The sequence below is a fragment of the Streptomyces hoynatensis genome (assembly GCF_003626535.1).
GTDB lineage: Bacteria > Actinomycetota > Actinomycetes > Streptomycetales > Streptomycetaceae > Streptomyces > Streptomyces hoynatensis.
The window spans coordinates 28,185-42,137 of record NZ_RBAL01000007.1 but is presented as its reverse complement, the minus strand read 5'-3'; the positions used below and the strand labels follow the sequence as shown (position 1 = coordinate 42,137).

Sequence of the window (13,953 nt, the reverse complement as noted above, 5' to 3'; positions counted from 1 at the left end):
TGCACGGTCGGGTCAGCGCTGGAGCAGAGAGCGGACGACGAACGTCATGTGCTGGATGTTCCCGGCCCGCAGCCAGTCGGCGATCTGGCCCGTGCCGTGCTTGGAGGTGAGAGGGCCCTCGGCGCAGTCCCGCAGCCACGTCTCCCCGGCGCTGGCCACCGCTCCCCGGAACTCGGGCAGTTCGCGGATCCGGCGCGCCGCCGCGCGGATGCCCGCGGCGCGGTCGGGCCCCCTGTTCCACACCTTGCACAGCACGAACCAGCTGTCGATGGTGTAGCGCAGGACTCCCCAGGGCGGGCCCCCGTCGGCCGGCTGCTGGGCGAGCGCGGTGACGGGCTGCACGCCGTAGTCGCCGTAGGCGAGCAACGGCACGTAGTCACGGCCGCTCGCTCGCGTCTCGTGCCACATCCGCCAGTCGGCGCGGGGTTCTTCGTGGAGCACCCCCAGCTCCAGCATGTCGTCCGTGACGTGGGGGAAGCCTCCGCCGAGCACGGCGGCGATCCGCCAGTTCGCCAGGGGCCATAGGGCGTCGAGGGCACGCACGGCCTCCTTGGCGGCGTCGGGTCGGCCGGGGAGGACACGGCCCAGATCGAGCAGCAGATCGACGGGCATGTCGGGGTCAGCCTGGGCGAGAAGGCGGTCGACTGCCTCGGCCGTATCACCGCTCCACTCACCCGGCACGCGCACGCGAACGCCCACCCCGCAACCGCGGCGGCGGGCCGTCTCCAGGGCGGCGGACCGCTGGGCCAGGCTCCGCTCGGGCCCGGTCACCGGGCGGAGCAGGCCGGAGAGCCCCGTGCACTCGGACAGGATCTCCGACAGCGCCGATATCTGCGCCTCCTCGGCGAACGGGGCGTCGACCCATCCGGGATGGCGGCGGTGCGCTCCTCGCACCCGATCCAGTTCCTTCTTCCAGGGGATGCTTTTCAGCCCTGCCGAGGGCACACCGGGGCACGGCGGCAGGTTCCACAGCGGAGCCATCGCGGCCTGGAGTTCCGGCCGGACACCCAGGTAGGCCAGCCGCGCGTGCTGCCGGACGGGAAGGACGGGGACGTAGAGCGGTACGGACATCGCGGCCCCCTCGGACAACCCGCGTGCTTCCCTCCTTTGTCAGGATCTTCGTCTGAGGGCACACCGGGAAAGGACGCCCTTTCGGCCGGAATGGCTGAAATATGCGCACGCGTGGTACAGCTGTAGCGCACGTTGCACTGTGCGTGATGTTCGGTGGCGGTGTGCTGCCTATGCCTCCCCGCACGTCGCCTGGGCTATCGCCTCGCCCTGGACTGCAAAATTGAAGAACGGGGACGCCAGGGAAGCTGGGAAGGAGCTTTGCTGGTCGACGGCTCCCTCATGTGTCCTCTGACGCCTGTCCCTCTGGTCGACGCCACCCAGGGCGCGGAAGACAAGGCCATCCGGGTTCGCAGCCCTGAACTCCGCGAGGCCATCGCCGGACGCGGACCGTTCCACCTCAAGCTCAAGCAAGGCGCCGACCACCGTGGCACTATCCGCCTTCAGTGCCCTGGACACGGCGACTCCCGGTCGGTCAACTGCCCCCGCCGTAATCGGCTCGTTCCCAGGCAGGCAGGGACACCCGGAGCGCCGCGTACGGTCATTGACCTCGGCAACACCAGGAAACGCGCCAGCGACCCCGCCGCCCGGCCCACCGTCATCCTCCCGGAGGAGGAGTGGACCGACCCGCCGCCGAAGAAGGAGCTGCCTGAGGTCTGCGGCGAGCACGCCATCAGGGTCCCCGCCGACGCGGACGGGAACCTGCACGTCGCCAAGTACCGGCAGGACGTCCATTACCTGAGCCCAGTCTGGGACGCCACCCACAAGCCGATCCGCTCCCACAATGAGGGGATCAACGGCCGGTTCAAGAGCGGTGAGCTGGACATCGGCAACCCCAAGATCCGCCTCGCTCGCGGCCAGGTAGCGCATACGCTCCTGGTCGCCATCATGATCACGATCGGCAACCTGGCCATCCTGGAGACCTGGCTCTACGAGCGCACCGGCGTCCACCTCACCGAGGCGGACTACGAAGCCGTCTCCGCTCCGGGGCCGCTCGATCTGCTGCCGGCGGCGGCAGTAGGCGGCGAACGATCGCCGTCGGCCGGAGAACGTTGAACCGACCGCACCACAACTGAGTGCTCCATCCAGCCCCGCCGCCGCGGGGCCCATCGGCGTGCCCGCGGACCGTGCCAGTGCCCAGCCCGCCGGCGAGCGACTCCGGCACAGCACCACAGACCACCCCGACAGGCATCGAACAAGGTCCACAAACGCCGAGATCCCGGCCGATCGGATTGATCGGCCGGGATCTCGTCAACCGCTCCCGAGCTAACTCAAGAACGGCCCAGCGTGGACCTGAGGGGATTTGAACCCCTGACCCCCTCGTTGCGAACGAGATGCGCTACCAGGCTGCGCTACAGGCCCTTGCCACGCGGAAACTCTAGCATCCTCGTGCGGGTGGGCCGAAATCCGTTCCGGCCGCTCCGGGGCTCATTCGCCGGCGGCGCGGCGGCGGTCCTCGTCGGCGTACTGGTCGAAGAGGGGGGTGCGCTGCGGGCCGGGGGCCGGGGCCTTGGGGGTCTTCGGGGTGCCGGTGCCGGCCGTGGTGGAGCGGGCCGCGCTCCAGGTGTCGGGGGCGTCGAGGTCCACGCCGCGGGTGGTGCGGGGGGCCACCGGGGCGTTCACGTAGGTGGGCAGCGGCACCGGGGCCGGCTCCCAGCTCTGCGGCTCGTCCTCGGGGGCGGGGATGCGGCGGCGCTGCTGGTCGACCCACTCGGCGTGGTCGGTCTGCTCGACGACCGCCGTGGACGGCTTCTCGGGGGCCGCGGCGGCGCCGGGGCGGGTGCGCTGGCGCAGGCGGCGGGCGGCCTCCTCGGCGCGGCGGCGGTCCACCGCCACCTCGTACCTGCGGCGCTCCTGGCGGCGTACGTGCACGACGTAGGCGGCGAGCAGCACGGCCGGGATGGCGGGCAGCCAGAGGTAGCCCCCGGAGGTGAGGGCGAAGATCCCGCCGAGGGTGAAGGCGAGCAGGAGGACGATCGTGGTTCTGCGGCGGCGGGCGAGCACCTTCGCGCGGGCCGTCGCGGCGGCCGTGGGCGCCGCCGCGGAGGGCGCGGGGGAGACCTGGCCGGCGGCCGGGGCGGCCGCGGGGGCCGGGGTGGGGGCGGCCGGGGGGGTGGGATCGACCCGCTTGACCATGCTGACGGGCTCGGCGAAGGACCGGACGTCGGCCGACGGGTCCGGCAGGTCCTGCGTTTCCTCGCCGCTGTCCTCGGCCGCCTCCGCCGACGCGCGCCTGCCCCGCGTCAGCAGCCGGATCGCGGTGCTGAAGCGCTCCGTTGGGCGGGCCTCGTTCAGCTCGTCCTGCTTACGGAGCCACATCGGCACGAGATAGGCGGCCCAGGCCCCGACGATCATTGCGAAGATGAGGCCACTGCTGCTCACGGTCACACCGTAGAGGGGTTTCCGCGCGTCCATCTGCCAAATTGGGCGGTGTGTCGCACGATCAGGCCGTCATCTCGGCTTTTTCTTCGGATAGTTCTTCGGATCGTTATCAACGGGGCTGCGGATGGGGTCCCGAATTCGAACGTCCGTGCCAATAGTTGAGGAGGCCGCCGGGGACCTCCTCCGCGGTCAGGGCGTAGACGAGGTGGTCGCGCCAGGCGCCGTCGATATGCAGATAACGCGGGCGCAGGCCCTCTTCGCGGAATCCGAGTTTCTCCGCCACCCGCCGGCTCGGCGCGTTCTCCGGGCGAATGCAGATCTCCAGACGGTGCAGCCCGAGCACGCGGAATGAGTGGTCCGTGGCCAGGGCGACCGCGGTCGGGATCACCCCGCGGCCCGCGGCGGCGCGGTCGATCCAGTAGCCGATGTGGCCGGCGCACATCGAGCCCCAGGTGATGCCGGCGACCGTCAGCTGACCGACCAGCCGCCCGTCGTAGGTGACGACGAAGGGGAGCATGCGCCCGGCGTGCGCCTCCGCGCGCAGGTGGCGCACCATCTGCCGGAACGTCGGCCGCCGCGGCGGGAGATGGCCGGGCGGCGCGGGCGGGATGGTGGCCTCCCAGGGGCGCAGCCAGTCCCGGTTGCGCTGGTTGATCTCGCGCCAGGCGCGCTGGTCTCGCTGCCGGATGGGGCGGAGGCCGACGCGTCCGTCCGCCAGTTCCACCGGCCAGGTGCGGGAGTTCACGGCCGGTGGTCGCCGCCGCGCAGCTGGTCCACGGCGTGCCGCAGCAGGGGGCGCAGCACGGTGAGGCCGTCGCGGACTCCGCCGGCGGAGCCGGGGAGGTTGACGATGAGGGTGCGGCCGGCCACTCCGGCGACCCCGCGGGAGAGGGCCGCGGTGGGGACCTTGGCGAGCCCGGTGGCCCGGATCGCCTCCGCGATGCCCGGCACCTCGTAGTCGAGGACGCCGCGGGTCATCTCCGGGGTCAGGTCGGTGGGCGAGATGCCGGTGCCGCCGCTGGTGAGCACCACGTCGAATCCGGCGGCGACGGCCTCGCGCAGGGCGGCGGCCACCGGCTCGCCGTCCGGCACGACCCGCGGGCCCTCCGTGTCGAAGCCGAGCTCCGTGAGTGCCTCGGCGAGCAGGGGGCCGGCCGTGTCGGCGTAGACCCCGGCGGAGGCCCGGTTGGACGCCGTGAGGGCGAGGGCGCGGTAGGACATCAGCCGCGGCTCCAGTCCCCGGACTTGCCGCCGGTCTTGGACTCGACCCGCACGTCGGAGATCACCGCGCCCTTGTCCACGGCCTTGACCATGTCGACGATCGTCAGCGCGGCGACGCTCACCGCGGTCAGCGCCTCCATCTCGACGCCGGTGCGGTCCGAGGTCCGCACGGTGGCCGCGATCTCGACCGCGTCCTCGGCGACCTCCAGGTCGACCGTGACGCCGGCCAGGGCCAGCGGGTGGCAGAGGGGAATCAGCTCCGGGGTGCGCTTGGCGCCCATGATTCCGGCGATCCGCGCGGTCGCGAGCGCGTCGCCCTTGGGCACGCCGGCGCCGCGCAGCAGGGCCACCACCTCGGGGGTCACCAGCACCCGGCCGGTCGCCCTGGCCGTGCGCGCGGTGACCTCCTTGCCCGAGACGTCCACCATCCTGGCGGCCCCAGAGCCGTCGAGATGGGTGAGATGAGGGGTGCTCATGAGGAGCAACGGTACCGCTCACTCAGCCGAGCAGCAGCACCGTCAGCTCGTCTCCCGGCGCGGCCTCCGTCACGTTCTCCGGGATCTCGATCAGCGCGTCGGCCTGCGCGAGGGCGGCGATCAGGTGGGAGCCCGAGCCGCCGACGGGGCGGACGCTGCCCGGCGCGGCGCCCGGCGCGGGGGGCAGGTAGGTGCCGCGCAGGAACTGGCGCCGCCCGGCGGGGGAGCGGACCGGTGCCTCGGCCGCGAGGCGGGCCGTGACGCGGGGGCGGTGCAGCGTGCCGGGGGCGTGCCCGGCCATGGCGCGCAGCGCGGGCCTGACGAACAGCTCGAAGGAGACGAAGCTGCTGACCGGGTTGCCCGGTAGGGCGAACAGCGGCACGCGCCCGCCGCCGATCAGGCCGAAGCCCTGCGGCTTGCCCGGCTGCATGGCCAGCCTGCGGAACTCGACGCCGCTCTCCAGGTCGAGGGCCTCCTTGACCACGTCGTAGGCGCCGACGCTGACGCCGCCGCTGGTGATGACGAGGTCGGCGCGGGCCAGCTGGTCCTCCAGCGCGGCCCGCAGGGTGGCCGCGTCGTCGGCGACGGCCGTGGCGCGGTAGGCGACGGCCCCGGCCGCCTGGGCGGCGGCGGTGAGCATGTAGCTGTTGGAGTCGTGGATCTGCCCCGGCGCGAGCCGCTGCCCCGGGGCGGCGAGCTCGCTGCCGGTGGACAGCACGACGGCGCGTGGCCGCGGCGTGACGGTGGCGGTGGCCCGCCCGACGGCGGCGAGGAGGCCGAGCTGGGGCGGGCCGAGGACGGTGCCCTCCCGCAGCGCGAGGGTGCCGGCGGCGGCGTCGCTGCCGCGGCTGCGGATGTGGGCTCCCGCGGTGGCCGGGCGGTGGACGCGGACCTCGGCGCCGTGCGGGGTGGAGGCCGGGGCCATGGCGTCGGCCGGGCCCCCGCCGAGGCCGCCGTCGGTCCACTCCACGGGCACGACGGCCTGGGCGCCGGGTGGGACGGGCGCGCCGGTCATGATCCTCGCGGCCTGTCCCGGGCCGACGGTGGGCAGCACGCCGGCCCCGGCGGCGACGTCGCCGATCACGGTGAGGGTGGCGGGGAACTCCTCGCTCGCCCCCTCGACGTCCGCGGTGCGCACGGCGTAGCCGTCCATGGAGCTGTTGTCGAAGGGCGGGAGCGGGGCCGGCACCGTGACGTCCTCGGCGAGGACGCAGCCCGAGGCGTCGAGGAGCGGGAGCTCCAGGGGGGCGAGGGGGCGCACCGCCCGCAGGACGTCGGCCAGGTGCTCCTCGACGGACCACATGTCAGCCAATGGTCGGCATCTCCTCGGCGACGTAGGTGCGCAGCCATTTCTGGAAGTCGGGCCCGAGGTCTGGGCGTTCGCAGGCGAGCCGGACGATGGCGCGCAGGTAGTCGCCGCGGTCGCCGGTGTCGTAGCGGCGGCCCTTGAAGACGACGCCGTAGACGGGTCCGCCGAGGGCGGAGTCGGTGCTCATGGTCTGGAGCGCGTCGGTCAGCTGGAGCTCGCCGCCGCGGCCGGGCGGGGTCTTGCCGAGCACCTCGAAGACGCCGGGGTCGAGGACGTAGCGGCCGATGATGGCCAGGTTGCTCGGGGCCTCGGCCGGGTCGGGCTTCTCCACGAGGCCGGTGACCCGCAGCACCCCGTCGGTGACCGGCTCCACGGCGGCGCAGCCGTAGAGGTGGGTGCGGTCGGGGTCGACCTCCATCAGGGCGATGACGCTGCCGCCGTGCTCGATCTGGGCGTCCATCATCGTGGTGAGCAGCGGGTCGCGCGGGTCGATGAGGTCGTCGCCGAGGAGGACGGCGAAGGGCTGGTCGCCGACGTGCGGGGCGGCGCAGAGGATGGCGTGGCCCAGGCCCTTGGGGTCGCCCTGGCGGACGTAGTGCATGGTGGCCAGGGTGGTCGAGGCCTGGACGCGGGAGAGCCGCTCGGTGTCGCCCTTGCGGCGCAGGGCGTCCTCCAGCTCGTAGTTGCGGTCGAAGTGGTCCTCGAGGGGGCGCTTGTTGCGGCCGGTGATCATGAGCACGTCGGTGAGCCCGGCGGCGGTGGCCTCTTCCACCACATACTGGATCGCGGGCTGGTCGACGACCGGCAGCATCTCCTTGGGGGTGGCCTTGGTGGCAGGCAGAAACCGTGTGCCGAGCCCGGCTGCGGGAATGACAGCCTTGCTGATCCGGGAGCGGGGTGAGGTCATGCCAGTCACTTTATCCATCTGTTGTGAGACGGACCGAGTACTTTGCCGGTGAACGTCAGGTTATGAGCAGGTTTGTTCGTATTGCGGGCGATGTGCGCGCGGACGAGCGGGACGAGCGGGAGAGAAGGGAGCGGGTCGGCGCCGTGGAGGGGAACGAGAACGATCGGGAGCGGAAGCGGGCGATCAGGCGCGACCTGCAGGCGGTCCGCGCGGCCATGGCCGGCGACGAGGTGGCCCAGGCCGCGGCGGAACTCGCCCGCCGGGTGCTGAGCCTGCCGGAGGTGGCGGCGGCGGACACGGTCGCCGCGTACGTCTCGGTGGGGCACGAGCCGGGCACGGGCCCGCTGCTCGACGCGCTGCGCGCCCGCGGCGTACGGGTGCTGCTGCCGGTGCTGCTGCCCGACGACGACCTGGACTGGGCGGCCTACGAGGGCGCGGGCCGGCTGGTGGAGGCGGAGCACGCGGGCCGGATCAGGCTGCGCCAGCCGGGCGGGCGCCGCCTGGGCAGACAGGCGGTGGCCGAGGCGGACGTCGTGCTGCTCCCCGGGCTCGCCGTGGACCGCCGCGGGGTGCGGATGGGCCGCGGGGGCGGCAGCTTCGACCGGGTGCTGGCCCGGCTCGACGCGGCGGGCGCCGAGCCGGACCTGGTGGCCCTCGTGTACGGGCACGAACTCGTCGAGGACCTGCCGTGCGAGCCGCACGACAGGCTCGTGCACACCGCGGTCACCCCCGAGGACGTGCACCGCCTCACGAACCGGCGGCCCGGGCCGGACGCAGGGTGAGGGTGTGCTCGGCGCGGTCCTCCACCGCGTCCCTGCCGTAGGCCCAGGGCAGGTACTCGCCGTCGGCCCACAGCTCCGTCTGGTCGGTGTAGTTGGCGTGGTAGGCGTGGCCCGAGGCGCCGGTGAGGTTGATCCACAGCGAGTCGTCGAAGTCGTCGAGGCTGATGATCATCCGCATCGAGGGCACCCAGGTGATGTCGTAGCCGCCGGCCGCGTTCCAGCCGCTGGCGTCCACCGCGTCGGTGCCGCCCGAGAGGTTCCACGGCCCCCGGTTGAGCAGCCACTGCACCGGGCCCGGGCCCTCGGTGCCGAGGGTCTGGTTGTTCAGCATCAGGCGGTGCAGCCGGCCCCAGCTCCAGGTGTCGATGTCCTTGCCGAGCTCGGCGGTCAGCTCCCAGCGGGCGTCCCGCATGGCCCTGGCCAGCAGCTCGTCCCGGTTGTCCGCGGCGGCCAGGGTGGCGGTGGCGGGGGCGGACCACCAGTGGTTGTCCGGGTCCTCGAGGATGTCGCGCACCACCTCGAACCAGCGGTCGCCGCCGTCGGGCTGCGCGGTCTCGGGGGAACGCTCCCCGCACTCGTTGATCAGCCTGGTGTCGCCGTCGAGGTCCTCCAGGGGCTGGGACTCGTCGGCGGGCGGCACGCGCAGGCACTGCCCCTCGACGCGCAGCTCCTTGGGCAGCTTGTTGCCGAACGCCAGCTGCAGCAGGTTGCGCCAGACCGCGTTGAAGTAGGCGGCGGCGGGCGAGTCGGCGTCCTGGGCGTAGTCCCAGCCGGTGAGCAGGTCCTGCGCCTCGCGGACGTAGGGGTCGGAGATGTCGATGGCCGTCAGGTAGGGCACGAGTTCCTTGGCCATCTCGTTCACGTTGTCCAGCTGGATCTCCTGCATGTCGCCCATGGAGATCTTGCCGCCGTCCTGGATCTTCTGCTCGATCAGGTCGGCGATGCGCTGGCTGCGGGTGCCGTAGCTCCAGTCGGTGGTCAGCGGGTGCTCGGTGTCGTCGGGGTAGGTGACGGCCTGGTTGGCGGTGACGATGTAGCCGCGCTCGGGGTTGAGCTCGCTGGGCAGGTCGTCCTGGGGGATGTAGCCGGTCCAGTCGTAGTCGGAGTCCCAGCCGGGGGAGGGGTAACGGCCGTCGCCCTCGCCGCGGATCGGGATGTTGCCCGGCGCCTGGTAGCCGATGTTGCCCTCGACGTCGGCGTAGACGAGGTTCTGCGAGGGCACCGCGAACATCCGGGCCGCGGCGCGGAACTCGTCGAAGTCGGCGGCGCGGTCGAGCGCGAAGACGGCGTCCATCGTGCGCGAGGGTTCGAGGGCGGTCCAGCTCAGCGAGACGGCGTAGCCCTCGCCGCGGTCGGGGGCGGAGGAGTCCACCGGGGCGCTGTCGCCGACGGAGGCGAGCTCGTCGTCGCGGTCGGAGATGACCGGGCGGCCCTGGACGGTGCGGACGGTGATCTCCCGGTCCTCGCCGCCGGCGACCTTGATGGTCTCGGTCCGCGTCTCGTACGGCACCTCCTCGCCGTCGAGGAGGGCGCTGCCGTTCTCCAGCTTCTCCAGGCGCAGGTCGGTCACGTCGGCGCCCAGGTTGGTCATGCCCCAGGAAATGTCCTGGTTGTGCCCGATTATCACGCCGGGCATGCCGGAGAAGGTGAACCCGGAGACGTCGTAGGGGCACTCCTCGCTCAGCTCGTTGCAGTGCAGGCCCATCTGGTACCAGATGCCGGGCAGCGAGGGCGCCAGGTGCGGGTCGTTGGCCAGCAGCGGCTTGCCGGTGGTCGTGTAGCGGCCGGAGACCACCCAGGAGTTGGAGCCGATGCCGCTGCCCTCGGGGCCGAGCAGCGAGGGCAGCTCGTCCAGGATCTCCGACAGGGAGCCGAGCTGCGTCGACGCGCCCTCCAGCGCCTCCCCGGCCCCCTCGGGCGGGATGTAGCCGGTGGCCCCGTCCTGATCGGTGACGATCGGGTCGTTGCGGTCGTAGGGGTACTCCGGGTACAGCTCCTCGATCTCCTCAGGGCTGAGCCGCTGGGCCATCAGGGCGCGGTCGATCTCGTCCTGCATGTTGCCCCTGAGGTCCCAGGCCATGGCCTTCAGCCAGGCCACCGAGTCGACCGGCGACCAGTGCTCGGGGGAGTAGTCGTTCACGAAGCCGAGGGCCGCGTACTCCACGGAGAGTTCGGCGCCGCTGTGGGAGTCGAGGTAGGCGTTGACGCCGTCGGTGTAGGCCTGGAGGTAGTCCTTGGTCTCGTCCGACAGCTGCTCGTCCCACTCCTGCTGGGCCACGTCGCGCCAGCCGAGGGTGCGCAGGAAGGCGTCGGTCTCGACCTGGTCCTCGCCGAACATCTCGGAGAGGCGTCCGGCGGTCAGGTGCCGCCTGACGTCCATCTCCCAGAACCGGTCCTGCGCCTGCACGTAGCCCTGGGCCCGGAAGAGGTCCTCGGCGGTGTCGGCGTACAGCTGCGGAATGCCGTTGGCATCGCGCAGCACGGTGACCGGGGCGGACAGGCCGTCCATCTCGAGTTCGCCGGACACCTGCGGGAACGAGGCCCGCACGGTACTGACGCTCCAGTAGGCGCCGTAGCCGAGTCCGGCCAGGAGCAGCAGAACAAACGCGATCACGATCAGACGACCGCGTCGCCTGGGCTTCTTGGCGGGGGGCATCTCTGTCCTTCACAGGGCAGCTGAGCTGTCGGAAGCAACCATAGACATACGGCCACTGAGGTGAGCCTACGGGGAGTCAGCCGCCCGGGCCGCTCCGTTCATATGATGGTAAATTCTCCGCAAAGGCGCTGAATTGCCTCGGGCGTACGGTGCACGCGGTTCGGAAGAAAGGACCCGGCCCTGACTGTCGACCGCCTCAACGAACTGCTGCTCGCCTGCTCCCTGGTCCTGCTCGTCGCGGTCGCCGCGGTCCGGCTGACGTCCCGCACCGGCCTGCCCTCGCTGCTGCTCTACCTGGCGATCGGCATCGCCCTCGGTCACGACGGGCTCGGCATCGAGTTCTCCGACGTCAAGCTCACCCAGCTGCTCGGCTACGCCGCGCTCGTGGTCATCCTCGCCGAGGGCGGGCTCAGCACCAGGTGGTCCGACATCCGCCCGGCGATCCCCGCGGCGGCGGTGCTCGCCACCGTGGGCGTGGGCATCAGCGTAGGCGTCACGGCCGCCGGCGCGCACTACCTCCTCGGCCTCAGCTGGCAGACCGCGCTGGTGCTGGGGGCGGTGGTGTCCTCCACGGACGCGGCGGCCATCTTCTCCGTGCTGCGCCGGGTCCCGCTGCCCCACTACCTCACGGGCGTCCTGGAGGCCGAGTCCGGCTTCAACGACGCGCCCGTGGTCATCCTGGTCGTCGCCTTCTCCGCCCACCACCCGCACCCGGGCGACTGGCCGGTGCTGATCGGCGAGATCGCCCTGGAACTCCTCATCGGCCTGGGCCTCGGCCTGCTCGTCGGCCGGATCGGGGCGCTGGCGCTGCGCGGGGTCGCGCTGCCGGCGTTCGGCCTCTACCCGATCGCCGTCCTCGCGCTGATCGTCGTGGCCTACGCCACGGCCGCGCTGCTGCACGGCAGCGGCTTCCTCGCCGCCTACGTGTCCGCCCTGGTGCTCGGCAACGCCGCGCTGCCGCACCGGCCTTCGGTGCGCGGCTTCGCCGACGCGGTGGCCTGGGTGGCCCAGATCGGGCTGTTCGTGCTGCTCGGCCTGCTGGTGGACCCGGCCCAGCTGTGGGACGACATCGGCCCCGCCCTGCTGGTGGGCGGCGTGCTGACGCTGCTGGCCAGGCCGCTGTCCGTGGTGATCGGCCTGTGGCCCTTCCGCCGGCCCTGGCGGGAACGCGCCCTGGTGTCCTGGGCCGGGCTGCGCGGCGCGGTGCCGATCGTGCTGGCGATCATCCCGGTCGTCGAGGGCGTCGAGGACAGCCGGCGGATCTTCGGCGTCGTCTTCGTCCTCGTCATCGTGTTCACGCTGCTCCAGGGCCCGACCCTGCCCTGGCTGGCGCGGCGGCTGCGTCTTGGCGACGGCGAGCAGGCCGTGGACGTCAACATCGAATCGGCCCCCCTGGAGCGGCTGCGCGGCTACCTGCTCTCGGTGACGATCCCCCCGGCCTCCCGCATGCACGGCGTGGAGATCGCCGAGCTGCGGCTGCCGCGGGAGGCCGCCGTCACGCTGGTGGTGCGCGAGGGGCGCAGCTTCGTGCCCGAGCCCTCCACGATGCTGCGGCGCGGCGACGAACTGCTGGTGGTGGCCACCGACGCGGTGCGGGAGGCCGTGGAGCGGCGGCTGGTCGCGGTGGGGCGCGGTGGCAAGCTCGTCGGGTGGCTCGGCGCGGACGGGGAGCCGCGGGGGCCCGGGCGGCAGCGGCGGCGGCCCGGCGGGGCACGGCACCCGGGCCGCCCCGCGCGGCGGGAGCGGGAGCCGCGGCGGGGGTGACCTCACCGGGCGGCAGTGGACTTCAGGACCCGGAATGTTGCACGATGGACCGTCGTTAGCACTCCATGACCATGAGTGCCAGGAGGAAGACGTGCCGACGTACCAGTACCAGTGCACCGCTTGCCATGAGGGCCTCGAAGTGGTGCAGAAGTTCACCGACGACGCCCTGACCGTGTGCCCCAGCTGCCAGGGCCGGCTGAAGAAGGTGTTCTCCGCGGTCGGCATCGTCTTCAAGGGCTCCGGCTTCTACCGCAACGACAGCAGGAACAGCTCCTCGTCCAGCAGCCCCGCCTCCGCGGGCAAGGCCGAGAAGAAGGCGGACGGCGGCGAGAAGGCCGGCGCGGCCGCCTCCGCCTCGGGCACTTCCGGGTCCTCGGGGTCTTCCGGCTCCTCGGGCTCGGCCGGCTCCTCCTCCGCCGGGACCGCGGCCTCAGCCGCATGAGCGCCGGACGAGCGCAGGCCGCGGGCGTGACCGACGGCGCGGCGGGCGCGGAGCGCGCCGACATAGGAGTGATCGGCGGCTCCGGGTTCTACTCCTTCCTCGACGAGGTGACCGAGGTCACCGTCGACACCCCCTACGGTGCGCCGAGCGACTCGCTCTTCCTCGGCGACCTCGGCGGCCGCCGCGTGGCCTTCCTGCCCAGGCACGGCCGCGGCCACCACCTTCCTCCCCACCGGATCAACTACCGCGCCAACCTCTGGGCGCTGCGCTCCCTCGGCGTGCGCCAGGTGCTCGCGCCCTGCGCGGTCGGCGGGCTGCAGCCCGAGTACGGGCCCGGCACGCTGCTGGTGCCGGACCAGCTGGTGGACCGCACCAAGGGCCGCCTCCAGACCTTCTACGACGGGGTGCCGCGGCCGGACGGCACGCAGAGCAACGTCGTCCACGTCACCTTCGCCGACCCCTACTGCCCCGTCGGCCGGGGGGTCGCCCTGGCCACGGCCCGCGAGCACGGCTGGGAGGCCGTGGACGGCGGCACGATGTGCGTGATCGAGGGGCCGCGGTTCTCCACCCGGGCCGAGTCGAGGTGGCACGCGGCGCAGGGCTGGTCCGTGGTCGGCATGACCGGGCACCCCGAGGCCATCCTGGCCCGCGAGCTGGAGATGTGCCTCACCTCGATCGCGCTGGTCACGGACCTGGACGCCGGGGCCGAGGTCGGCGAGGGCGTGTCCCACGCCGAGGTGCTTGCGGTCTTCGCCCAGAACATCGGGCGGCTGCGCGACGTGCTCTTCGACGTGGTGGCCCGCCTGCCCAAGGAACGCGACTGCCTGTGCGCCTCGGCACTGGCCGGGCAGGACCCGGGCATCGAACTGCCCTAGGCCGCGGCGTTCGGATCTTCGCGGGGCAGCGCGCCCCGGTGCCCGTGGCCTCCGGCCCCGTGGCGGCCTCC

13 protein-coding genes and 1 tRNA gene are annotated in these 13,953 nt (G+C 72.7%); 5 read left to right on the top strand and 9 right to left on the bottom strand.

Annotated features, from left to right (window positions below; all coding sequences use genetic code 11):
- Window positions 1-12: 12 nt before the first annotated feature.
- Window positions 13-1,071, bottom strand: a complete 1,059-nt coding sequence (locus tag D7294_RS14100) for a beta family protein (RefSeq protein WP_120679941.1) — start codon at window positions 1,069-1,071, stop codon at window positions 13-15.
- Window positions 1,072-1,329: 258 nt separating this feature from the next.
- On the opposite strand from D7294_RS14100, the gene D7294_RS14095 reads away from it, so the two are divergent.
- Window positions 1,330-2,124, top strand: coding sequence for a hypothetical protein (locus tag D7294_RS14095; RefSeq protein WP_120679447.1), 795 nt, complete (start codon window positions 1,330-1,332; stop codon window positions 2,122-2,124).
- A 232-nt stretch (window positions 2,125-2,356) separates the two neighbouring features.
- Here the strand turns inward: D7294_RS14095 and D7294_RS14090 are convergent.
- The 7 genes from D7294_RS14090 to galU all read right to left on the bottom strand — a co-directional run bounded on the left by D7294_RS14090 (window position 2,357) and on the right by galU (window position 7,363).
- Window positions 2,357-2,430, bottom strand: a tRNA-Ala gene (locus tag D7294_RS14090).
- 66 nt (window positions 2,431-2,496) lie between these two features.
- Window positions 2,497-3,450, bottom strand: coding sequence for a divisome protein SepX/GlpR (gene sepX, locus D7294_RS14085; RefSeq protein ID WP_479681727.1), 954 nt, complete (start codon window positions 3,448-3,450; stop codon window positions 2,497-2,499).
- Window positions 3,451-3,559: 109 nt separating this feature from the next.
- On the bottom strand, window positions 3,560-4,195 hold the full coding sequence (locus D7294_RS14080; RefSeq protein ID WP_241562351.1) for a GNAT family N-acetyltransferase: 636 nt from the start codon (window positions 4,193-4,195) through the stop codon (window positions 3,560-3,562).
- Window positions 4,192-4,671, bottom strand: coding sequence for a MogA/MoaB family molybdenum cofactor biosynthesis protein (locus tag D7294_RS14075; RefSeq protein ID WP_120679444.1), 480 nt, complete (start codon window positions 4,669-4,671; stop codon window positions 4,192-4,194). Before D7294_RS14075 ends, D7294_RS14080 begins: the two co-directional genes overlap by 4 nt.
- Window positions 4,671-5,147, bottom strand: a complete 477-nt coding sequence (moaC, locus tag D7294_RS14070) for a cyclic pyranopterin monophosphate synthase MoaC (protein WP_120679442.1) — start codon at window positions 5,145-5,147, stop codon at window positions 4,671-4,673. The genes D7294_RS14075 and moaC overlap by 1 nt, the downstream gene beginning before the upstream one ends.
- Before the next feature lie 22 nt (window positions 5,148-5,169).
- Window positions 5,170-6,450: a molybdotransferase-like divisome protein Glp gene (gene glp / locus D7294_RS14065; protein ID WP_120679441.1), complete on the bottom strand. Its 1,281-nt coding sequence runs from the start codon at window positions 6,448-6,450 to the stop codon at window positions 5,170-5,172.
- Window position 6,451: 1 nt separating this feature from the next.
- On the bottom strand, window positions 6,452-7,363 hold the full coding sequence (gene galU, locus D7294_RS14060; RefSeq protein ID WP_120679439.1) for a UTP--glucose-1-phosphate uridylyltransferase GalU: 912 nt from the start codon (window positions 7,361-7,363) through the stop codon (window positions 6,452-6,454).
- A 62-nt stretch (window positions 7,364-7,425) separates the two neighbouring features.
- Here galU and D7294_RS14055 point away from each other — a divergent pair, with 62 nt between their 5' ends.
- Entirely contained in the window at window positions 7,426-8,145 is a 720-nt protein-coding gene (locus tag D7294_RS14055) for a 5-formyltetrahydrofolate cyclo-ligase (RefSeq protein ID WP_120679437.1), read from the top strand.
- On the opposite strand, the gene D7294_RS14050 is transcribed toward D7294_RS14055, so the two are convergent.
- The gene (locus tag D7294_RS14050; RefSeq protein ID WP_120679435.1) at window positions 8,111-10,801 is read right to left on the bottom strand and encodes a penicillin acylase family protein; all 2,691 of its coding nucleotides are present in this window, start codon (window positions 10,799-10,801) and stop codon (window positions 8,111-8,113) included. The genes D7294_RS14055 and D7294_RS14050 overlap by 35 nt on opposite strands.
- Window positions 10,802-10,981: 180 nt before the next feature.
- On the opposite strand from D7294_RS14050, the gene D7294_RS14045 reads away from it, so the two are divergent.
- The 3 genes from D7294_RS14045 (at window position 10,982) to D7294_RS14035 (ending at window position 13,882) form a co-directional block, all read left to right on the top strand.
- Window positions 10,982-12,565 (top strand): potassium/proton antiporter, encoded by a 1,584-nt coding sequence (locus tag D7294_RS14045; protein ID WP_120679434.1) that lies wholly within the window; start codon window positions 10,982-10,984, stop codon window positions 12,563-12,565.
- A 91-nt stretch (window positions 12,566-12,656) separates the two neighbouring features.
- Complete coding sequence (locus D7294_RS14040) at window positions 12,657-13,007, top strand: FmdB family zinc ribbon protein (protein ID WP_120679432.1); 351 nt, start codon at window positions 12,657-12,659, stop codon at window positions 13,005-13,007.
- Window positions 13,004-13,882 (top strand): S-methyl-5'-thioadenosine phosphorylase, encoded by an 879-nt coding sequence (locus tag D7294_RS14035; RefSeq protein ID WP_120679430.1) that lies wholly within the window; start codon window positions 13,004-13,006, stop codon window positions 13,880-13,882. The genes D7294_RS14040 and D7294_RS14035 overlap by 4 nt, the downstream gene beginning before the upstream one ends.
- Window positions 13,883-13,953: the final 71 nt, after the last annotated feature.